Source organism: Pantoea phytostimulans (assembly GCF_046118715.1).
In the GTDB taxonomy this organism is placed as follows: Bacteria; Pseudomonadota; Gammaproteobacteria; order Enterobacterales; family Enterobacteriaceae; genus Pantoea; species Pantoea phytostimulans.
The window spans coordinates 1765921-1785418 of record NZ_CP173698.1 but is presented as its reverse complement, the minus strand read 5'-3'; the positions used below and the strand labels follow the sequence as shown (position 1 = coordinate 1785418).

General features: G+C 52.0%; 19 protein-coding genes and 1 tRNA gene. 8 read left to right on the top strand and 12 right to left on the bottom strand.

From position 1 onward, the window contains the following. Positions 1-43: 43 nt before the first annotated feature. Positions 44-1696, top strand: coding sequence for a multidrug ABC transporter permease/ATP-binding protein (locus ACF2G4_RS08355; protein ID WP_409075859.1), 1653 nt, complete (start codon positions 44-46; stop codon positions 1694-1696). 141 nt (positions 1697-1837) lie between these two features. On the opposite strand, the gene ACF2G4_RS08350 is transcribed toward ACF2G4_RS08355, so the two are convergent. Together ACF2G4_RS08350 and ACF2G4_RS08345 are read right to left on the bottom strand one after the other, a co-directional pair. Next, on the bottom strand, positions 1838-2566 hold the full coding sequence (locus ACF2G4_RS08350) for a 4'-phosphopantetheinyl transferase (protein ID WP_409075858.1): 729 nt from the start codon (positions 2564-2566) through the stop codon (positions 1838-1840). 71 nt (positions 2567-2637) lie between these two features. After that, on the bottom strand, positions 2638-2841 hold the full coding sequence (locus ACF2G4_RS08345) for a hypothetical protein (RefSeq protein WP_215846155.1): 204 nt from the start codon (positions 2839-2841) through the stop codon (positions 2638-2640). A gap of 206 nt (positions 2842-3047) precedes the next feature. Between ACF2G4_RS08345 and ACF2G4_RS08340 the strand changes: the two genes are divergently transcribed. After that, positions 3048-3596 (top strand): GNAT family N-acetyltransferase, encoded by a 549-nt coding sequence (locus tag ACF2G4_RS08340; protein WP_409075857.1) that lies wholly within the window; start codon positions 3048-3050, stop codon positions 3594-3596. A 40-nt stretch (positions 3597-3636) separates the two neighbouring features. Here the strand turns inward: ACF2G4_RS08340 and ACF2G4_RS08335 are convergent, their stop codons facing one another. The 4 genes from ACF2G4_RS08335 to ACF2G4_RS08320 all read right to left on the bottom strand — a co-directional run bounded on the left by ACF2G4_RS08335 (position 3637) and on the right by ACF2G4_RS08320 (position 6037). Beyond that, a complete protein-coding gene (locus ACF2G4_RS08335) occupies positions 3637-3714 on the bottom strand; it encodes a hypothetical protein (RefSeq protein ID WP_243078471.1) in 78 nt (25 codons plus the stop codon). Between the two features lie 176 nt (positions 3715-3890). Beyond that, positions 3891-3967 (bottom strand) — tRNA-Pro (locus ACF2G4_RS08330). Between the two features lie 73 nt (positions 3968-4040). Further along, positions 4041-5795: an LPS biosynthesis-modulating metalloenzyme YejM gene (yejM, locus tag ACF2G4_RS08325; RefSeq protein ID WP_215846159.1), complete on the bottom strand. Its 1755-nt coding sequence runs from the start codon at positions 5793-5795 to the stop codon at positions 4041-4043. A 14-nt stretch (positions 5796-5809) separates the two neighbouring features. After that, the gene (locus ACF2G4_RS08320) at positions 5810-6037 is read right to left on the bottom strand and encodes a YejL family protein (RefSeq protein WP_215846161.1); all 228 of its coding nucleotides are present in this window, start codon (positions 6035-6037) and stop codon (positions 5810-5812) included. 158 nt (positions 6038-6195) lie between these two features. On the opposite strand from ACF2G4_RS08320, the gene yejK reads away from it, so the two are divergent. Next, a complete protein-coding gene (yejK, locus tag ACF2G4_RS08315) occupies positions 6196-7200 on the top strand; it encodes a nucleoid-associated protein YejK (protein ID WP_215846163.1) in 1005 nt (334 codons plus the stop codon). Positions 7201-7316: 116 nt separating this feature from the next. Here the strand turns inward: yejK and ACF2G4_RS08310 are convergent, their stop codons facing one another. Next, positions 7317-8225, bottom strand: coding sequence for a LysR family transcriptional regulator (locus ACF2G4_RS08310; protein ID WP_215846165.1), 909 nt, complete (start codon positions 8223-8225; stop codon positions 7317-7319). A 130-nt stretch (positions 8226-8355) separates the two neighbouring features. Here ACF2G4_RS08310 and ACF2G4_RS08305 point away from each other — a divergent pair, with 130 nt between their 5' ends. Beyond that, a complete protein-coding gene (locus ACF2G4_RS08305) occupies positions 8356-9681 on the top strand; it encodes an MFS transporter (protein ID WP_243077537.1) in 1326 nt (441 codons plus the stop codon). Positions 9682-9699: 18 nt separating this feature from the next. Further along, positions 9700-10788, top strand: coding sequence for a tartrate dehydrogenase (locus ACF2G4_RS08300; protein WP_243077538.1), 1089 nt, complete (start codon positions 9700-9702; stop codon positions 10786-10788). 85 nt (positions 10789-10873) lie between these two features. Here the strand turns inward: ACF2G4_RS08300 and rplY are convergent, their stop codons facing one another. Together rplY and ACF2G4_RS08290 are read right to left on the bottom strand one after the other, a co-directional pair. Beyond that, the gene (rplY, locus tag ACF2G4_RS08295) at positions 10874-11158 is read right to left on the bottom strand and encodes a 50S ribosomal protein L25 (RefSeq protein WP_215846167.1); all 285 of its coding nucleotides are present in this window, start codon (positions 11156-11158) and stop codon (positions 10874-10876) included. A 122-nt stretch (positions 11159-11280) separates the two neighbouring features. Beyond that, complete coding sequence (locus tag ACF2G4_RS08290; RefSeq protein ID WP_215846168.1) at positions 11281-13035, bottom strand: DEAD/DEAH box helicase; 1755 nt, start codon at positions 13033-13035, stop codon at positions 11281-11283. A gap of 155 nt (positions 13036-13190) precedes the next feature. Here ACF2G4_RS08290 and rsuA point away from each other — a divergent pair, with 155 nt between their 5' ends. The 3 genes from rsuA to ACF2G4_RS08275 all read left to right on the top strand — a co-directional run bounded on the left by rsuA (position 13191) and on the right by ACF2G4_RS08275 (position 15760). Further along, complete coding sequence (gene rsuA, locus ACF2G4_RS08285; RefSeq protein ID WP_215846169.1) at positions 13191-13910, top strand: 16S rRNA pseudouridine(516) synthase RsuA; 720 nt, start codon at positions 13191-13193, stop codon at positions 13908-13910. A gap of 11 nt (positions 13911-13921) precedes the next feature. Then, positions 13922-15115: a Bcr/CflA family multidrug efflux MFS transporter gene (locus ACF2G4_RS08280; protein WP_243077539.1), complete on the top strand. Its 1194-nt coding sequence runs from the start codon at positions 13922-13924 to the stop codon at positions 15113-15115. 324 nt (positions 15116-15439) lie between these two features. Further along, complete coding sequence (locus ACF2G4_RS08275; protein ID WP_332627210.1) at positions 15440-15760, top strand: hypothetical protein; 321 nt, start codon at positions 15440-15442, stop codon at positions 15758-15760. A 13-nt stretch (positions 15761-15773) separates the two neighbouring features. On the opposite strand, the gene yejF is transcribed toward ACF2G4_RS08275, so the two are convergent. From yejF to ACF2G4_RS08260, 3 genes are read right to left on the bottom strand one after another with little or no spacing between them, the layout of a single operon-like run. After that, the gene (gene yejF, locus ACF2G4_RS08270; protein ID WP_409075856.1) at positions 15774-17378 is read right to left on the bottom strand and encodes a microcin C ABC transporter ATP-binding protein YejF; all 1605 of its coding nucleotides are present in this window, start codon (positions 17376-17378) and stop codon (positions 15774-15776) included. Beyond that, positions 17379-18401: an ABC transporter permease gene (locus ACF2G4_RS08265; RefSeq protein WP_409075855.1), complete on the bottom strand. Its 1023-nt coding sequence runs from the start codon at positions 18399-18401 to the stop codon at positions 17379-17381. It abuts the gene before it with no gap. Beyond that, a complete protein-coding gene (locus ACF2G4_RS08260) occupies positions 18401-19492 on the bottom strand; it encodes a microcin C ABC transporter permease YejB (RefSeq protein ID WP_215846173.1) in 1092 nt (363 codons plus the stop codon). The genes ACF2G4_RS08265 and ACF2G4_RS08260 overlap by 1 nt, the downstream gene beginning before the upstream one ends. Positions 19493-19498 lie beyond the last annotated feature (6 nt).

Here is a 19498-nt window from a genome sequence, read left to right as displayed (position 1 = left end):
ATCGCTTTAAACTGCAGGCTGTTTTTGTCTGCTGGATCTTTTTATGACGTTGCTAAACGTTGTTTTTCGCCAGTTTCGCTGGCCATTTATCGGGGTTATTTTTCTCACCTTGTTGAGCGCGGTGTTGGGTATTGGCATGATCGCCTTTATCAACCGTGAAATGATCGTCGCCATCAATACCTCTTTCAGCGTGTTGCCACAGTTCCTGTTTCAGCTATTGCTGCTGATGGCCGTGACGCTGGCCTCGCAGCTGGCGCTGACCCTGCTTGGACATCAGTTTGTCTGGCGCATGCGGGGCCAGTTTATTAAACGTATTTTGGACACCCACGTTGAGCGCATTGAGCAGATTGGCAATGCGCAGTTGCTGGCAGGATTAACCAGCGATGTGCGCGCCATTACCATCGCCTTTGTGCGTCTGCCGGAGCTGATTCAAGGCATTATCATTACGCTGGGTTCTGCGCTTTATCTCGCCTGGCTCTCGCCCAAAATGTTGCTGGTCACCAGCGTATGGTTGGCTATTACGCTGATCGGCGGGTGGTTACTGGTGTCGCGGGTTTATCAGCACATGGCCAAATTGCGTGAAGTGGAAGATAACCTTTATCGCGATTACCAAACGGTGATTGAAGGACGTAAAGAACTTCAGCTCAACCGCGAACGCGCCAGGCTGGTTTACGAAACGGTTTATCAGGAAGACGCCAATACCTATCGTCACCACATTGTGCGTGCCGATACCTATCACCTCAGCGCAGTGAACTGGTCGAATATCATGACGTTGGGTGCTATCGGCATGGTATTTTTTATGGCCAACAGCCTGGGTTGGGCCAACACCGCCGTGGCGGCAACGTTCTCGCTAACGCTATTGTTCCTGCGCACGCCGCTGCTTTCTGCCGTGGGCGCATTGCCGACCTTACTCAGCGCACAGGTCGCCTTCCGTAAATTAAACGCCTTCGACTTAGCGCCCTTTGAACCCGACTTTCACACGTTGCCCGCGCTTTCTGACTGGCACACGTTGGAACTGCGCGATGTGCGTTTTCATTACGGCGAAAACGGCTTCAAGGTGGGACCGATTAACCTGACGCTGCGTCGTGGGGAATTAGTTTTTCTGATTGGTGGCAACGGCAGCGGAAAATCGACGCTGGCGATGTTACTGACGGGCCTCTATCAGCCACAATCTGGGCAACTGCTGCTCGATGGAAGGGCGATAGAGGCTAGCGATCTCGATAACTGGCGCAAGCACTTTTCGGCAGTATTTACCGATGTGCATCTGTTTGATCAGTTAATCAGTCGCGAAGGTGTGCCAGCAAACCCGGCGTTGGTGCAGCAGTGGCTGGAGAAGCTGAAGATGCAGGACAAGCTGAAGATTGAAGGCAATAAAGTCCTGAATCTGCAGTTGTCGAAAGGGCAGAGCAAGCGTTTGGCGCTGCTACTGGCGGCGGCAGAAGAGCGTGATGTGCTGTTGCTGGATGAATGGGCGGCCGATCAGGACCCGCATTTCCGACGTATTTTCTACCGTGAGCTGCTGCCATGGTTACAAGAATCGGGCAAAACCGTGTTTGCTATCAGTCATGACGATCATTACTTCACTCATGCCGATCGCTTGCTGGAAATGCGTGACGGGCAGCTAAGTGAACTCACCGGTAATGAGCGTGATATAGCCACGCTGGACGCGGTAAAACGTACGGATACCGGGCTTTAACGCCAGATGGCAAAGCTTAGCGAAAACAGATATTGGTCAGGCGACAGCCAAGTGCGTTAGGGTTAAGGCCAGCGGAAGTCTGTTTTTCTGCTATCCTGGAATTCCTCTGTCGTCTGTGTTTATACCGGCTTAGCCTACTTGCTAAGCCGGTTTTTTAATTTCATGGGCAAGCAGAGTGATGACCTCGCGATCCTGCAAGTGAAATTCCGCGCTTAACTCGGTCCCTTTGTTAAACACGTCATTAAAACGGTGAGTTAATCGCAGCGTAGCGCGCTGTGCCGCTAAATCAACGTCAACCAGCTCAGCGTGATGAAAGTCCATCGGTTGATAGAGTTGCGGCCACAAAGCTTTATAAACACTCTCTTTCAGCGAAAAAAGCAGCGTAGCGGCCAGCGGAAAATCCAACGGTAAGCGCTGTAAACAGCTGCGCTCTGCTGAACCCATTAACATTTCCGTCGTTTCCTCTGCGGTCGTTGCTGACATCTGCTGCTCCACATCCACACCTATACACAACGGTTGCTTTGTCGCAGCCAATACCACAATTCCTGTGCTGTGCGACAGCGATGCCTGCACACCGGCTGGCCAAAGTGGAGAGCGATCTGCTGCATTACTTAAGATAAAGTCAGGTTGGCCTAATCGCGTGAAGACTTCACGGGTCAGCATCCGGCTGGCAAGATATTCCGCTCGGCGCTTTTTAACCGCACTTTGGATGCGCAGCGGCAAAGGAAGCTGCCATTCTCCGCAGAGTGCATCCTGATAGTGGGCAACGTCAAAGCGACCGATCGCCAGCAGCGGATCGCTGTCGTTCATGTGTTGAGAAAGCACAAAGCCGCTTGCAGGAAGCGGCAGGGGAATTTTAGGGTAACGCATGCGGCATCACGATTAAGGCGAAAGCGGCATTTAATCAGTCTGCTGCCGCAAGGGCAAGTTGCCTGGAAAAGTCAGTCGTTGGGCGGGATGGCAAAACTTTTCAGTGAAACGACAAAGTGGTGATGGCCTTTACTAATGCGCGCACCGCGATCGCACCAGTGTGACGCGAAACGAAAGAAATCGTCGCTACCCATGTCGTAAGCCAACTCAACTTTGCTAATGCCTGAATGCAACATCTCTTCTGCATCTTTTAGGCTTTTCGCTTTGATGACCATAAAATTTTCCGTCAAAAATCAGGGGACTTTAGAGTAGGGTAGTTATGTGACGGTTTTGTTTCACTTTAATGAAATGCTGTCACATTGTGTCTGTTATATGATCTTGAACACGGTTGCTTGCCGAAACTATCTCTTTGAATGTATTAATGAATGGACGCAACCTGTGGCACTTTTCTGAAAGTGAGTTCAGCAACAAAGGAGAGGATATGGAAATACCGCAACTGGACACATCTCGCTTGTTATTACGTCCTCTGATCAGAGAGGATGCGGTGCAGATTCAACAGGTTTTTCCTCGCTGGGAGCTGGTGCGTTATCTCACCCATCTTGTTCCCTGGCCCTATCCCGAAGATGGCGCGCAGCAGTTTGTTTGCGGCTCGGCCTTGCCTGATATGCAAAAAGGGGTTGCCTGGCACTGGAGCATTCGGCCACGCACTCAACCGGAAAAACTAATTGGTCTGATTTCGCTGCGGCTGGGTGAAGAGGACAATCGCGGGTTTTGGTTGATCCCGGAGTGGCAAGGGCAGGGCTTGATGAGTGAGGCGTGTCAGCGCGTTACCGACTTCTGGTTCCGCGATCTCCAGCAAACGTGCCTGCGGGTGCCGAAAGCCGCCGATAATTTGGCTTCACGTCGAATTTCCGAAAGCAGCGGTATGCGGTTGGTTTGGTCGGGACGTAAAGCGTATGTCGCGGGCGAAATGGACGCAGAAATCTGGGAAATCAATCGCGAAGAGTGGTTTCGCCGCCACGGCGAATAAAATGAAAAAGGCCGCGCAACAGTGGGCGGCCTTTAGTGGGTTACTTCTTGTCTGGCTGTGGACTCTTATCGCCAGACTCTGGTGCTTCCGATGGATCGTCTTTTTCGACTAAATGCATAATCTCTCCTCTCGTTACCCACACAACCTTGAGTATAGACAGGAATGCTCAGTTAAAAGGGATTTCAACGATAAATGTGACAAGCAGATGAAAGTATTAAAGAAATAATGCGTTTTTTTGTATTACCGCTTTCAGGCATAAAAAAAGCAGCCATAAAGGCTGCTTTTCAGGGAATTTGGTCGGCACGAGAGGATTTGAACCTCCGACCCCGGACACCCCATGACCGTGCGCTACCAGGCTGCGCTACGTGCCGAACTGTGGGAAATGAGTCTACTGAAAATTGCTGTGAATGCAAGTTCTCAACAGACTAACTGCCTCATAATTAATCAGTTTGCAATAAAGCGCTTCTCTTCCGTGAGAACTTGCAACAGCAGCGCTAACTGCGGTTTATGATCTTTGAGGGCATTTCCTTGTGCATCATAGGCGCGATAGCTGCCGTTGTTATTCAGCACCAGCGTCACCTGCGGTGTCGTGATAACTAACTTGTTCTCTTCGCTGCTGGCGACCCAGTCATGACGGCGTTGCACAGCAAAAAGATCTTCGCCCTGAGAATAATTGACCGGATTGGTGCGCACATGCAGCAGGCGTTGCATCAACGTAGCCATCACGTCTTGATGATCGGTCAGGCGGCTAACCGTCTGAGCTGGCGTGTCTGGCCAGTGGATGACTAACGGAACCTGCAGATTTGCGCGATTACCCGAGCTGTCAACATTACCCTCCAACGCCAGTCCGCGCTGGGCGGTTATCACCACGACGGTGTTTTTCAGCAAATCTCGCTGCTCTAACGTGGTCAGCACATTATGAATCTGATCGTCGATCGCGGTGCTCTGACGAAGATAGCTACGCTGGCGCGCCTTGGCATTATCACTGCTGAGATTGACACCATTCAGTGCGACCCATGAGAACCACGGATTACCTTCGCCTTTCTGCTGATTTAACCAGTTTTGCCATTGCGTCACGGTGGCGCTGTTTGGCTGACTGTTGCTGGCGGGCAACGAATAGTCGGTCAGCAATGCCTGGCGATAAAGCGGCAGATTAAAGCCGTCAGACGAGAACAAACCAAGCTGATAACCCTGGCTGCTCAACGCGCCGAGCAGCACCGATGGCGTACGCGACGCCAGCACGCCATTCATATAGCTTGAGGAGATGCCATAAAACAGGCCAAACAGCCCTTTTTCAGGCGTATCGCCTGCACTAAAGTGCTGCGTAAACCGCACATTATCATTGGCGAACTGGTTCAGTTCAGGCAACGCTTTTGCCATGCTGGCGCTGTTCAGGCCATCGACCGTAATCACCAGCAGATTGTTGCGCGTACCCGCGTCGCGGAAAGTGATATCACTGAGTGGATATTGCACTGACAGCGCTTCAGGATCGCCTTGCTGCACCAGTCGACGCTGATACTCCTGCGCATCCAGCAAGCCATGACGTTCAAGAAAACGGCGTGCCGTCATCGGATAAGAGAGCGGTAAGTTGGCGCGCTGCATGGTAATCGGACGATAGAAGTTAGCATCCGCCCAGATATACATCAGGTGACTGGCGAAAAAGGCGCTGATAAACAGCGCCGCCAGCGGCTTGCCAAAGGAGCGACGATTAAGGCTGCGCAGCTTCTGCCAGCTCCAGGTAGCGAACAGCATTTGCACCAGGAAGATCAGCGGCACGCTGATAAACATTAGCTGCCAGTCACGCGCCATTTCGCTTTGGTCGGGGTTAATGACCAGTTCCCAGACCACGGGATTGAGGTGCAAGTGAAAGCGGCTAAACACCGCGCTGTCCACCATCACCAATGTTAATCCGGCAGTGGCCACCACCGCCGATAACACCCTTAACAGGCGCTGCGACATCACCACGAAGGTGAGTGGGAAGATAATCAGCAGATAAGCCGCAAAGACGATAAAGCTGAAGTGGCCAATCCAGCTGCTATAGGCGTAAATACGCCCAGTCAGCGAAGAGGGCCAGTCGGCGACCAACAGGTAGCGACTGCCTAAAATCAGCGCGAATAAAATATTAAACAACGCAAACCAATGCCCCCAGCTGATCATCTGGGAGACTTTTTCGCGGTAGCGCTGCCGGTTGGTTACCATATTATGAGATCAAATTAATGAGCGTTATCGTCACGGACTGAAGACTGCAAAGCTTCAGCGAAAGATCGGGCCAGTGAACGGCGTTGAGCCGGGGCCACATCGTTGTTGATCAAATTGGTGACCATGTTCCCCAACACCATCAGGGAAAGGTCGGTTGGCGCCTGGTCTTTTTCCAGAACCTGCACCATTTTCGCGAGGAGTTGTTCTACGCGTTCGTCACTATAACGGGATGATTGTGGCATATCGTCGTCTAATCTCGTTTCAAAAGGCGATATATTACCGTAACAACGCGGTTTTTTCCGCACTTTTATCGAAAGCGCACCGTTGGTTTTACGCATGGAGTTGAAAGCCATTGCAGGCGGTGATTGAATACGCGCCTGAGCTTAAAGGAGAGTCTACCATGAGTCTGGATATCGACCAGATTGCCCTGCATCAGTTAATCAAACGTGATGAGAATCAGTTAGAGCTGCTGCTGCGCGATTCCTTGCTGCCCGCGACGAAAACAGTTGAGTCGATGGTGGAAGAGTTGCACCGCGTTTACAGCGTCAAAAGTAAAGCTTACGGCCTGTTTAATACCGACAGCGAACTGGCGGAAGCGCTACGCAACTGCCGCAAAGGCAACGATGATTTTCTCGCCTTCAGCCGTGCAGCTACCGGCCGTCTGCGCGATGAGCTGGCAAAATATCCGTTTGCCGAAGGTGGCGTGGTGCTGTTTATCCAGTATCGCTATCTGGCGGTGGAATATTTGCTGGTAACGGTGCTTAACAGCCAGTCCAGCATGCGTGTTAATGAGCAGATGGATATCAGCAGCACCCATTATCTGGATATTAATCATGCCGATATTGTGGCACGCATTGATTTAACCGAATGGGAAACCAATCCAGAATCGACTCGCTATCTGACCTTCCTGCGTGGTCGGGTTGGGCGTAAAGTGTCTGATTTCTTCATGGACTTCCTCGGCGCAGAAGTCGGTTTAGATACCAAAGCGCAAAACCGTGGCTTGCTGCAGGCGGTAGACGATTATTGCGACGAATCGAACCTGGATAAAAACGAACGTCAAAATTACCGTCAGCAGGTTTACACCTACTGCAACGATCAACTGCAGGCGGGCGAAGAAATTGCTTTGGAAGATCTTTCAAGCGAACTGCCGCCATTAGGCGAAAAAACCTTTCAGGCGTTTACCCAAGAGCAGGGTTACGAGCTGGAGGAACACTTCCCCGCAGACCGCAGCACGTTGCGTCAGTTAACCAAGTTTGCAGGCAGCGGTGGAGGATTAACGTTGAATTTTGATGCCATGCTGCTCGGCGAGCGAATCTTTTGGGATCCGGCCACCGACACGCTGACCATTAAAGGAACGCCACCGAATTTGCGCGATCAGCTACAGCGTCGTACCAGCAGCAAGTAACTGAAAAGCCGGGCACATCCTCGCCCGGTTTCCTTTGAAACAGGACATTTTCTTTTCACCTATTTTTTTTGAAGTATCTCAAACAAATTAAAGATGATTTGAAATCAGCATTGCCCTCAGAGTGGCTGAACCAACATCGCTTTGTTCTCTGATAAAATCTGCAGTAAGGCCATGACGTTGGGTTCATCGTTGCCTTTTAGCCAAGCGACACTCAGCGGCAGTTTTTTTACTTTTTCATCAATGCTGAGTGAAATATAGGTCACGCCTTCGCTGTTAATATTGCGAAACGACGTGGGAACGATCGCTAATCCCAGCCCGGCAGAGACAAAGCTTAAAATGGTCTGCTTCTCTTCAGCAAATTGCGCAATATGGGGCGTAAGTCCAGCGGATTTAAAGATATTCATGGTCAAATCGTGGCTATGCGGTCGGGTCCTGCGCTCCGGCACAATCATCGACTCCTCTTTAAAGTCCATTACGCTAACCACGTCTCTGTTCGCCAGGGTGTGATTCACCGGCACGGCAAGCACGCAGGTTTCGCGGGTAATTAAGCGCATATCAAGGCGGGCATCGAGACTTTCCGGTGGCCGAATAAAAATCATATCCAGCCAACCCGATTTTAAACGGGGAATAAGGTTAACCGTTTTGTCTTCGCTTAAATGAATATCCGTATCTGGGTAAATTTGCATAAAGTGATTTAACAGGTGGGGAATTAAACCCTGTGCTGCGCTATCAATGGCGCCAATACGCAATACTTTCCTGCCACGTTTATTTGCTGCTCTAAATCTCAGCGCAAGCTCATCAAATTGCGTCACCAACTTTACCGCTTCATCAAAAAATTCTACGCCTTCTTGGGTTAATGCCACGTTGCGGGTTGAACGGTTTAACAACCGCACGCCAAGGTCCTCTTCCAGCAAGCGAATAAAGCGACTTAGTGACGCAGGCATCATTTCCATTCTTTGTGCTGCGCGGCCAAAATGGAGATCCTGGCCTACCGCAATGAAGCATCGCAATTGATTTATATCCATAAATTTTCCGCTCGCTCATTATTCAAATAATTTATATAAACCCGCGCCAATGATAACCCTCAGTAAATCGGCATACTGAGCTCGAACACAAAAAAATAACATTCCCTACACAAACCTGGAGCACTTTAATATGAACTCTCACCTCGAAAAAAGGGTGATGCGTAAAGTAACTCTACGCATTGTGCCCTTCATTATGCTGCTTTATTTCATCGCTTTTCTTGACCGCGTAAATATTGGCTTTGCTGCGTTAACCATGAATCAGGATTTAGGTTTTTCGCCAACGGTATTTGGTTTGGGCGCAGGTATCTTTTTTCTGGGTTATTTTTTGTTTGAAGTACCGTCCAATCTTATTTTGCATAAAGTCGGGGCACGTATTTGGATTGCCCGCGTGATGATCACATGGGGATTGGTTTCGGCCTGCATGGCTTTTGTGCAAGGCACGACCAGTTTTTATATCTTGCGCTTTTTACTGGGCGTGGCCGAAGCTGGATTTTTTCCCGGCATCATTCTTTACCTTAGTTTCTGGTTTCCGGCAGCGCGCCGTGCGCAGGTCACGGCCATTTTTATGGCGGCAGCTCCCCTCTCAACGGCGTTGGGTTCCCCGCTTTCGGCGGCGCTGTTGGAAATGCACGGCTTGCTGGGTTATGCCGGCTGGCAGTGGATGTTCATGTTGGAAGCCGTTCCTGCGGTGATCTTCGGCGTTGTGGTGCTGTTTTTTCTGACCGATCGTCCGGCGAAAGCCAAATGGTTGACTGACGAAGAGCGCGCATGGTTGCAGAACACTATGCAGGCTGAAGAGCAGGCGAGGGCAGTAAAACAGGGCCACAGCAGCGTTTGGCGCGGCCTGGCCGATCGTCGTGTATTCGCGCTGGCGCTGGTCTATTTCGGCACTTCAGCCGGGCTTTACACGCTGGGCATTTGGTCGCCTCAGATCATTCACTCCTTCGGCGCGTCGTCGATGAACATTGGTTTTCTCAATGCGTTTCCAGCGGTGATCGGCGTAATCGCGATGATCCTCTGGGCGCGTCATTCCGATCGTACCGGTGAACGCAGTTGGCACGTGATAGGGGCCTGTTTGCTGGCTGCGGCGGGGCTAATCTACGCCGGTAATGTCAGTTCGCTGCTGGCAGTGATCCTGGCCTTAACGCTGGTCACGGTAGGTATCAGTTGCTCAAAACCGCCGCTGTGGAGCATGCCAACGCTGTTTCTTTCAGGCCCGGCTGCGGCGGCAGGCATCGCCACTATTAATTCCATCGGCAATCTGGGCGGCTTCGTAGGACCGATGATGATTGGCGTTATTCGCCAGCAAACGGGCGCCTACACGTGGGGGCTCTATTTCGTCGCCGGTTTGCTGGCGCTCTCTGCTGTGATCGTTTTCCTGCTGTCTGCCAATAGCAAAACTCCGCAGGCGGCTGAGCTGGCTCATCCTAAAACTCCTCATGCTAAAACCCATTAATTGATTCTGGAGAATCCTATGCGTACTTATTCTATTGCTGCTATTCCTGCTGACGGTATCGGCCCTGAAGTGATCTCTGCGGGCATTGAGGTGCTGCGCGCGCTGGAGCGTCAAAACAGCGGTTTGAAATTTGCCGTTGAAACCTTTGATTGGGGTTCGGATTACTATAAACAGCACGGCGTGATGATGCCGGAACAGGGGCTGCAAACGCTGAAGAAATTTGACGCCATTTACTTTGGTGCGGTGGGCGCACCAGACGTTCCCGATCACATCACGTTATGGGGCCTGCGTTTGCCGATTTGCCAGGGCTTTGATCAATATGCCAACGTGCGCCCAACCAAAATTCTGCCGGGGATTACGCCACCGCTGCGTCATTGCGGACCTGGCGATCTCGACTGGGTGATTGTGCGTGAAAACTCGGAAGGGGAATATTCGGGTAACGGTGGTCGGACACATAAAGGCTTGCCGGAGGAAGTGGGAACAGAAGTCGCGATTTTTACCCGCGTTGGCGTCACCCGTATTATGCGGTATGCCTTTAAACTGGCTCAGTCGCGTCCGCGCAAATTGCTGACGGTCGTCACCAAATCGAATGCGCAGCGACACGGCATGGTGATGTGGGATGAAATTGCGGCTGAAGTGGCACTGGAATTTCCTGACGTGAAGTGGGACAAAATGCTGGTGGATGCGATGACGCATCGCATGACGCTACATCCGCAAAGCCTGGATACCATTGTCGCCACCAATCTGCACGCCGACATTCTCTCTGACCTGGCCGGTGCGCTGGCGGGTAGCCTTGGCGTCGCGCCAACAGCGAACATCGATCCTGAACGACGTTTTCCTTCTATGTTTGAACCGATTCACGGCTCAGCTTTTGATATCACCGGCAAAGGCGTGGCGAATCCGGTTGCCAGTTTCTGGACTGCGGTGCAGATGCTCCAGCATCTCGGTGAACATGACGCGGCAGCGCTGGTTATGGAAGCGATCGAAAATGTGTGTGCAAAAGGGATATTGACGCCAGATGTGGGCGGCACGGCGAAAACAGCGGATGTGACGCGGGCGGTAGTGGCATTTATTGAATCGAAGGTGCAAGTGGCAGAAATCGCGTAAGCGCTAGCCGAACCCGACAAGATTGCAGGCAAAATAAAAGGGCCGGTTTCTCAACCGGCCCCTCTACTTTCAACCCATTCGGCGATTAAGCGCGAACGAAGTCGATGTGGTGCAGTTTTGGCTTGAACGGGTGACGCTGAACAGCCTGCACTTTAACTTTAACTTCTTTACCATCAACAACCAGAGTGATGACTTCGTCGTAGAAGCCAGGCTTGGTCTGCTGGTTCATTACGGAATCGTGATCCAGGTCGATAGCAACAGCGGCTTCATTACCACCATAAATGATAGCTGGGAAGCGGTTCGCTGTACGCAGGCGGCGGCTCGCACCCTTACCCTGCTCTTTACGTTCTACTGCATTGATAGTGAACATTGATATTTCTCTTTATGATTCCTGCTACAGGCGACCCAGCAACAGGAGGGTTATTCAAAATCGCTGATGCACATGCAAAAGCGGGCGGCATTATAGCCCTTATGCCAAAGGCGGGCAAATGATTATCCCAGTTCATTTGCGCGGCGAAAGCGGCCTTGATAATCAAACACCTTCTCACGAATCTGCCAAAAACGACCTTTGGCGCGCGCCACCACGAAGTCGGGATGACGCAGCAGCGGTTGTAAAGCCAATACATCCGCAGCGGTTTGCCAACCCAACGGCACGCCGGGCGCACGTTGATGCGGGCGCATAAACAGCTGCTCAAACGCTTTACGTTGCGCAGGGCTTTGCAGCCGAAAACGTTCGCTAACGCTGGTGCCGTCTTCATCAAAATAGGTGGCTTTCAGCCATTCGCCTTTGTCATCGCGGCCTTGTTCCAGTGTCATGCCGCCGCAGCGCAATACCAAGGCATCCTTGAGCTTCAGCGCCGCTTTTAACATGTCGTCAGGGTCGACCAGAATTTTGTCGCACTGATGGCAGCGACGTGCGGCAATGTCATTTTCCGCTCCGCAGTCAGGACAACTTTTAAAGCGAAACCGATAATCGCACTGTTCACGTTCGCCCTCATCATCTTCCAGCACGCCCTGACAACGGCGACCAAAGTGTTCAATGATCATGCCATCAGCGGTGGTTTTACCCCAAAACGTATTGGCAAAACCGCAGGCCGGACAGAAAACCTGCACCGGCTGATTATCGCTTGCCCCTTTGGGCGCGCCCACTTCTGGCGTAAACAGATCGTGGGGATTGCCAGCGTAGTCCAGAATCAAACAGTCGGTTTTGCCCGGCGACAGGCGCAAGCCGCGCCCGACGATCTGCTGATATAGACTCACCGATTCGGTCGGGCGCAGAATGGCAATCAAATCGACATGCGGTGCATCAAAACCGGTGGTCAATACTGCGACGTTCACCAGAAACTTCAGCTGCTGCGCTTTAAACGCCAGGATTAGCGCATCACGCTCTTTAGCCGGTGTTTCTGCCGACACTAAGGCGCTGTTATCGGGCAGCAAACGCAAAATCTCACGTGCGTGCTCAACGGTTGAGGCGAAAATCATCACGCCAAGGCGATCTTCAGCAAATTCGACGATCTGACGAATAATGTGCGGGGTCACACGCTGTTGCTGCTTCAATTCGCGATTCAGATCGGCCTCGCTGAATAACCCGTTGGCTTGTGCAGTCAGGCGGCTAAAGTCGTATTGCACCACCGGCATATCGAGTCGCTCTGGCGGCACTAAAAACTGGTGCTTGATCATGTAACGCAGCGGTAATTCGTAGATGCAGTCACGAAACAGCGCTTTTTCATCGCCGCGTACCATGCCGTGATAGTGGAAATGATAAATCCAGCCTTTGCCAAGACGGAAGGGCGTGGCGGTCAAGCCGAGCAGGCGCAGTTGCGGATTGTGTTGGCGCAGATGCGTGAAAATTTGCTGATATTGGCTGCCGCTGTCATCACCAATGCGATGACACTCATCGACAATAACCAACGAGAAGGCGCTGTCGAACTGAGCAAGGTTACGTGCCACCGATTGCACGCTGCCAAACACTACCTTGCGCTGACTCTCTTTGCGTTGCAGGCCCGCCGCGAAGATGTCGGCTTCCAGGCCGTACGCCTGATATTTGGCATGGTTCTGCGCCACCAGCTCTTTAACGTGGGCCAGAACTAACACCCGGCCACGCGCCAGCCGCGCCAGTTCCGCAATCACCAGACTTTTTCCCGCGCCGGTAGGTAACACAATCACCGCGGGTTGATTATGACGACGGAAATACGCCACGGTGGCATTAACCGCATCCTGTTGATAAGGGCGTAAGGTAAAAGACATGCTCATCACTTTTATAAAAACAGCCGTAATTATGCCATGAAAGCGCAGCAAACGCTCTGTCAGGCAGCGTCGGTTCAGGCTATACTTCCCGCACAATTTCAACGGTTAAAAACACCGTTTCAGTTTCCCTCCGCAGTAACAGGCAAAACGAATTCATGCGACTCGATAAATTCATCTCTCAGCAACTGGAAGTCAGCCGTGCCATCGCTGCACGTGAAATCCGTAATCATAAAGTGACCGTCAACGGTGAAGTGGTGCGTGACACCGCGTTCAAACTGCTGCCCGATCACGCGGTAGAGTTCGACGGCAATGTACTGCAGATGCAGACTGGCCCGCGCTATTTCATGCTGAATAAACCGCAAGGCTACGTCTGCGCCAACGACGATCCCGATCATCCAACCATTCTCTATTTCATTGAAGAACCGATGTCGTTCAAGCTGCACGCAGCTGGCCGCCTGGACATTGATACCACCGGTTTAGTGTTATTGACGGATGATGGACAATGGTCACACCGTATCACTTCACCGCGTCACCATTGTGATAAGACTTACCGCGTAACGCTGGAGGCACCGATCAGCGATGAGACGGAAGCGCAGTTCACGGCGGGCGTACAGCTGCATGGTGAAAAGAATCTGACGCAGCCTGCACAGTTAGAAATTATTACTCCCACTGAAGTGCTGCTAACCATCAGTGAAGGACGTTATCACCAGGTCAAACGCATGTTTGCCGCAGTCGGCAACCGTGTAGTGGGATTACATCGTGAGCGGATTGGCGAGATAGCGCTGGGCGAGGATTTAGCGCCGGGTGAATACCGTCCACTGACCGAAGAAGAGATTGCCAGCGTCGGCTTGCCCGATGAACTAAAACAAAAATAGCGGGAGTTTTTGTGCGCAAGGAAAAAAATTCACCGGTGGGATTAGTGGTTATCCTCGGTTTATTGGCGATGTTAATGCCGTTATCGATTGATATGTATCTGCCTGCAATGCCGCAGATCGCCCGTGAGTTTGCGGTGTCGGCGGGTAGCGTGCAAATGACGCTGAATCTGTACATTCTCGGCTTTGCCATTGGGCAGCTGGTGTACGGGCCGCTGGCCGACAGTTTTGGCCGCAAGCCGGTGATCACCTTGGGCACCTTGATTTTTTCCTGCGCTGCGGCAGCCTGTGCGCTGTCGCAATCTATCGATCAGCTGATTGCCATGCGCTTTCTCCATGGTTTATCTGCCGCCGCCGCCAGTGTGGTGATTAACGCCTTGATGCGTGACAGTTACTCGAAAGAGGACTTTTCGCGCATGATGTCGTTTGTCATGTTGATCACCACCATCGCACCGCTATTGGCCCCGATTGTTGGCGGTTGGTTGCTGCTGATTTGGAACTGGCACGCCATTTTCTGGGCACTTTCTTTCGCCGGTGTGATTACCGCCATACTGGTAGCCACCCAGATCCGTGAAACGTTAAAACCGGAACAGCGGCAGCGCTTTAACCTGCGCACCACGCTCGGCAATTTTGTCACGTTGTTTCGCCATAAACGCGCGTTCAGTTATATGTTGTCGAGCGGCTTCTCATTTGCCGGCTTGTTTACTTTTCTCAATGCCGGGCCTTTTGTTTATATCGAGCTTAACCACGTCTCGCCGCAAAACTTTGGTTACTATTTTGGCCTCAACGTGATTTTCCTGTTTGTGATGACGCTGATTAACAGCCGCGCCGTGCGCCGTTTCGGTCCAGTCGCGATGTTTCGTTTAGGGCTGTTGATTCAGTTCTGCATGGGCGTTTGGCTGCTGGTCGCCAGCGCGTTGAATCTGGGATTTTTACCGCTGGTTTTCGGCATAGCGATGTTTATTGGTTGTGTATCGATGGTCTCATCAAACGCCATGGCGGTGATTTTGGATGAGTTTCCGCACATGGCTGGCACGGCATCTTCGCTGGCGGGAACGCTGCGTTTTGGCGTGGGTGCGTTAGTGGGTGCATTGCTTTCACTGGTGAGCTTTACCAGCGCCTGGCCCATGGTCGGCACCATTGCATTGTGTTCGACGATTTCTATTCTGCTGTTTCTCTACGCTTCCCGCCCACGCGCTGCTGCCTGATCCAGGCACAGCCGTTTCGTTCTGCACCAAACCCTTTCGTCATCACACCCAGAATCGGGTGTGATGTTTCTTTTATGTGAAAAAATATAACCAAAAAAGTAATAGCATTGCGTCTAAAATGATTGTTAAGTGCTGCTGAACGCGGTACATATAGCCTAAATTGCGAGATCACTCGCAAAAAATAAAATTTCCGACATGCAGTGTTTTGAAACGAGAAGACAAGCCTTGACGTCCGTATTCTGTTTTGACCGGGAAAAGGGATTCACTGCGCTACTCGCTGTTCGTCGTGAATTGAGAGTCGATCTCTGGGGGACATAACTAATTATGCTGCAACTTTCGATTGTGCATCGCCTGCCACAGCGTTTTCGCTGGGTCAGCGATCATCACAGCGCCATCGAAGCTGATGATGGGGTGACAGATGAACAGGATATTATTGCGCTACGCCTAATCAGCCACGATGGACATCCTGCCTGGGAAATTTTGCATCAGCTAAAAGAGGTACTGGCCGCAATTCAGGTCGATGGCAAAGTCGCTGAGTGCGAAGGGCAGCCTTGTTTATTCATCCAACGCAGCGACGAAAGCGCCACCAACTGTTGCTTAAAAAATCAGGGTGTTGCGATTGCTGAGACCTTTCACGGGCACTAATTTACAGGTAAAGCTAACCGGCACTCAGCTGTGCAGAAGCCAGCAGCTCACGCGTGTAGGCTTCACCCGGCGCAGCAAACAGTTTTTCGCATTCTCCCTGTTCAATCACCTCGCCCTGGCGCAGCACAATCAGCTGATGGCAGAGCGTGCGCACCACATCTAAATCATGACTAATAAACAGATAACTCAACTGACGTTGCTGCTGCAAACGACGCAGCAGCGTCAGGATCTGCTTTTGTACGGAGCGATCGAGTGAGGATGTGGGTTCATCCAGCACCATCAAATCCGGTTCTAACACCAGCGCACGCGCAATGGCAATGCGTTGCCGCTGCCCACCGGAAAACTCAACCGGATAACGATGGCGGCTTTCGGCCTCCAAACCGACTTCTTCCATTACTGCGATAACCTGCGATTCCTGCTGTACAGCGCTGAGAGCAGGACGATGCACGGCTAATCCTTCAGCGATAATTTGCTGCACCGTCATGCGGGGATTGAGTGAAGAGTTGGGATCCTGAAACACCACCTGAATGCGCCGACGCAGTGGCAACAGCTGCTTGCGCGGCATGTGATGCAGCGGGTGTCCATCGAACCAAATTTCGCCTTGTGCCTGAATCAGCCGCAACAGCGCCAGCCCGGTAGTGCTTTTCCCGGAACCCGATTCGCCAACCAACCCCAGACTTTCACCCCGTTTCAGGCTAAAGCTGAGGTTATGTAATGCCACCTTTTCGCCGACCTGACGCTTGAATAATCCGCGGCGCAGCGGGAAAGCCACGCGCAGATTTTCCACTTGCAAAATCACGGGCGCATCGCTGGCAAGGGGCAGGGCACGACCTTCCGGCTCGGCGGCCAACAGCTGTTGCGTGTAGGGATGTTGGGGCTGATTAAGCAGCGTTTGGCAGCCATTGTGCTCAACCACACTGCCGTGACGCATCACGCTGACGTTGTCTGCCAGTTGACGCACAATGTGCAGGTTATGGGTAATGAACAACATGCCCATATTGAGTTCGCGCTGCAATTCACGCAGTAAATTAAGGATTTGCGCCTGCACCGTTACATCCAGCGCTGTGGTGGGCTCATCGGCAATCAACAGTTTTGGCTGGGTGAGTAAAGCCATGGCAATCATGACGCGCTGGCGTTCACCGCCGGAAAGCTGATGCGGAAAATCATTAAGCCGCGAAGCGGGCTGACGGATGCCAACGCGATCGAGACAGGTGATAATTTCTGCTCGCGCTGCTTCCCGCCGCATGCCGCGATGCAGCGAAAGCACTTCATACAGCTGTTTTTCAACGTGGTGCAAAGGGTTAAGCGACACCATCGGTTCTTGAAAAATCATCGCTATTTGATTACCGCGAATGCCGCGCAGCACACGTTCCTCGGCATGCAGCAGATCGTTGCCTTCGAACAAAATCTCTCCGCTGGGATAGGCAACCGATGAGGTGTGCAGCAGGCGCATCACCGACAACGCGGTCACGCTTTTACCCGAACCCGATTCCCCCACCAGCGCCAGCGTTTCACCGGCGTGGATTTGCAGTGAAACATCGTTGACCACCGGACGAAGCGTTTCGCTCCGGCGGAATGCCACAGACAGATGATTAATAGCAAGCAGCGGCGAAGTCATTTAGATTCCTTTGCTGGGATCAAAGGCGTCGCGCACCGCTTCGCCGATAAAAATCAGTAGCGACAACAAGATCGCCAGCGAGAAAAAGCCCGACAAGCCAAGCCATGGCGCTTGCAGGTTATTTTTACCTTGCAGCAAAAGCTCACCCAGCGAGGGTGAACCGATTGGCAGCCCAAAACCCAGAAAGTCGAGTGAAGTCAGGGTGGTAATCGATCCGCAAAGAATAAACGGCAGAAAAGTCAGCGTAGCCACCATCGCATTGGGCAGAATATGGCGCAGCATAATGCGGCCATCGCTGACGCCCAGCGCTTGCGCCGCGCGGATATAATCGAAATTACGCGTTCGCAAGAATTCGGCCCGCACCACGCTGACCAGGCTCATCCAACCAAAAATCACCGTCACCAAAAGCAGCCACCAGAAGCCAGGCTGGATTACGCTGGAAAGCAAAATCAGCAGGAACAGCGACGGCATGCCAGACCAGACTTCAATCAGACGCTGCCCAACCAGATCGATTTTGCCGCCAAAGTAGCCTTGTATTGCGCCAATCACAATGCCGATCACGCTGGAGAACAGCGTCAGCATCAAGCCAAAAAGTAACGAAATTCGCGTGCCGTATAATAAGCGTGCCAGCACATCGCCACCGTTGGCGTCGGTACCAAGCCAGTTTTGCGCGGATGGTGGAGAAGGAAACGGAACCTGGCTGGAATAATTAATGGTGCTGTCGCTAAAACGTATCGGCGCCCATATCGCCCAACCTTGCTGCGCAATGCGCTGCTGTAGCCAGGGATCTTGATAATCGGCGGCAGTGGCCAGCTCCCCACCATAATCGGTTTCACTGTAGTTAAAAAACAGTGGTGCATACCAGCGATGCTGGTAGTGAACGACCAAGGGTTTGTCATTGGCGATCAGCTCGGCGCAGAGTGAAAGCAAAAAAAGGAGAAAAAAAACCCACAGTGACCAATAGCCACGCCGGTTATCACGAAAGCGCTGCCAGCGCTGCTGATTGATAGGAGATAATGTCATCAGCGGCCCTCGAAATCGATACGCGGATCGACCAATGTGTAGGTCAAATCACTGAGAATATTCATCAGCAAGCCAATCAAAGTAAAGATATATAACGTGCCAAACATCACCGGATAATCGCGTTGAATGGTGGCATCGTAACCCAGTAAACCCAGCCCGTTCAGCGAGAACATCACTTCAATCAATACCGAGCTGGTGAAGAACATACTGATAAAGGTGGCGGGGAAACTGGCGATCACCAGCAGCATCGCATTACGAAAAACGTGATGGTAAAGAATGCGCCGTTCCGGCACGCCTTTGGCGCGCGCCGTGACCACATATTGCTTGCGAATCTCATCAAGAAAGGCGTTTTTGGTCAGCATGGTTAAGGTCGCAAACCCACCGATAACCGTCGCCAATACCGGCAAGCTGATGTGCCAAAGGTAGTCCAGCACTTTGCTGTACCACGGTAAGCTATCAAACTGCGGCGAGGTTAATCCACGCAGCGGAAACCAGTCGAGATAACTGCCGCCAGCGAATAACACAATCAACATGATGCCAAACAGAAAAGCGGGAATGGAGTAGCCAATGATGATAAAGGTGCTGCTCCAGATATCAAAGGCGCTGCCGTTGCGCACCGCTTTTTTGATGCCCAACGGAATGGAAACCAGATAGATAATCAACGTGCTCCATAATCCCAGGCTAATGGAGACCGGTAAACTCTCTTTGATCAGATGCAGCACCGATGCGCTGCGAAACAGGCTGTCGCCAAAGTCGAAGCGGACATAGTTCCACAGCATCTCGACGTAGCGCTGCCATAAGGGCTTATCGAAGCCGTAACGCTGTTTGATTTCTGCAATCACTTCCGGGTCAAGCCCGCGTGCTCCGCGGTATTGATTGTCGCCAGGATTGACATGATTGAGGCTGGCGCGTGCGCCGCTGTTATCTGCGCCGCCGCCGGGTAATCCGGTAGTTTGTCCAAACTGAATGTTTGCCAGCGCCTGATCAACAGGACCGCCGGGCGCTATCTGCACAATAAAAAAATTGAGGGTGATAATTGCCCACAATGTTGGAATGATCAGTAAAAACCTGCGTAGGAAGTATGCCGCCAACTGCGT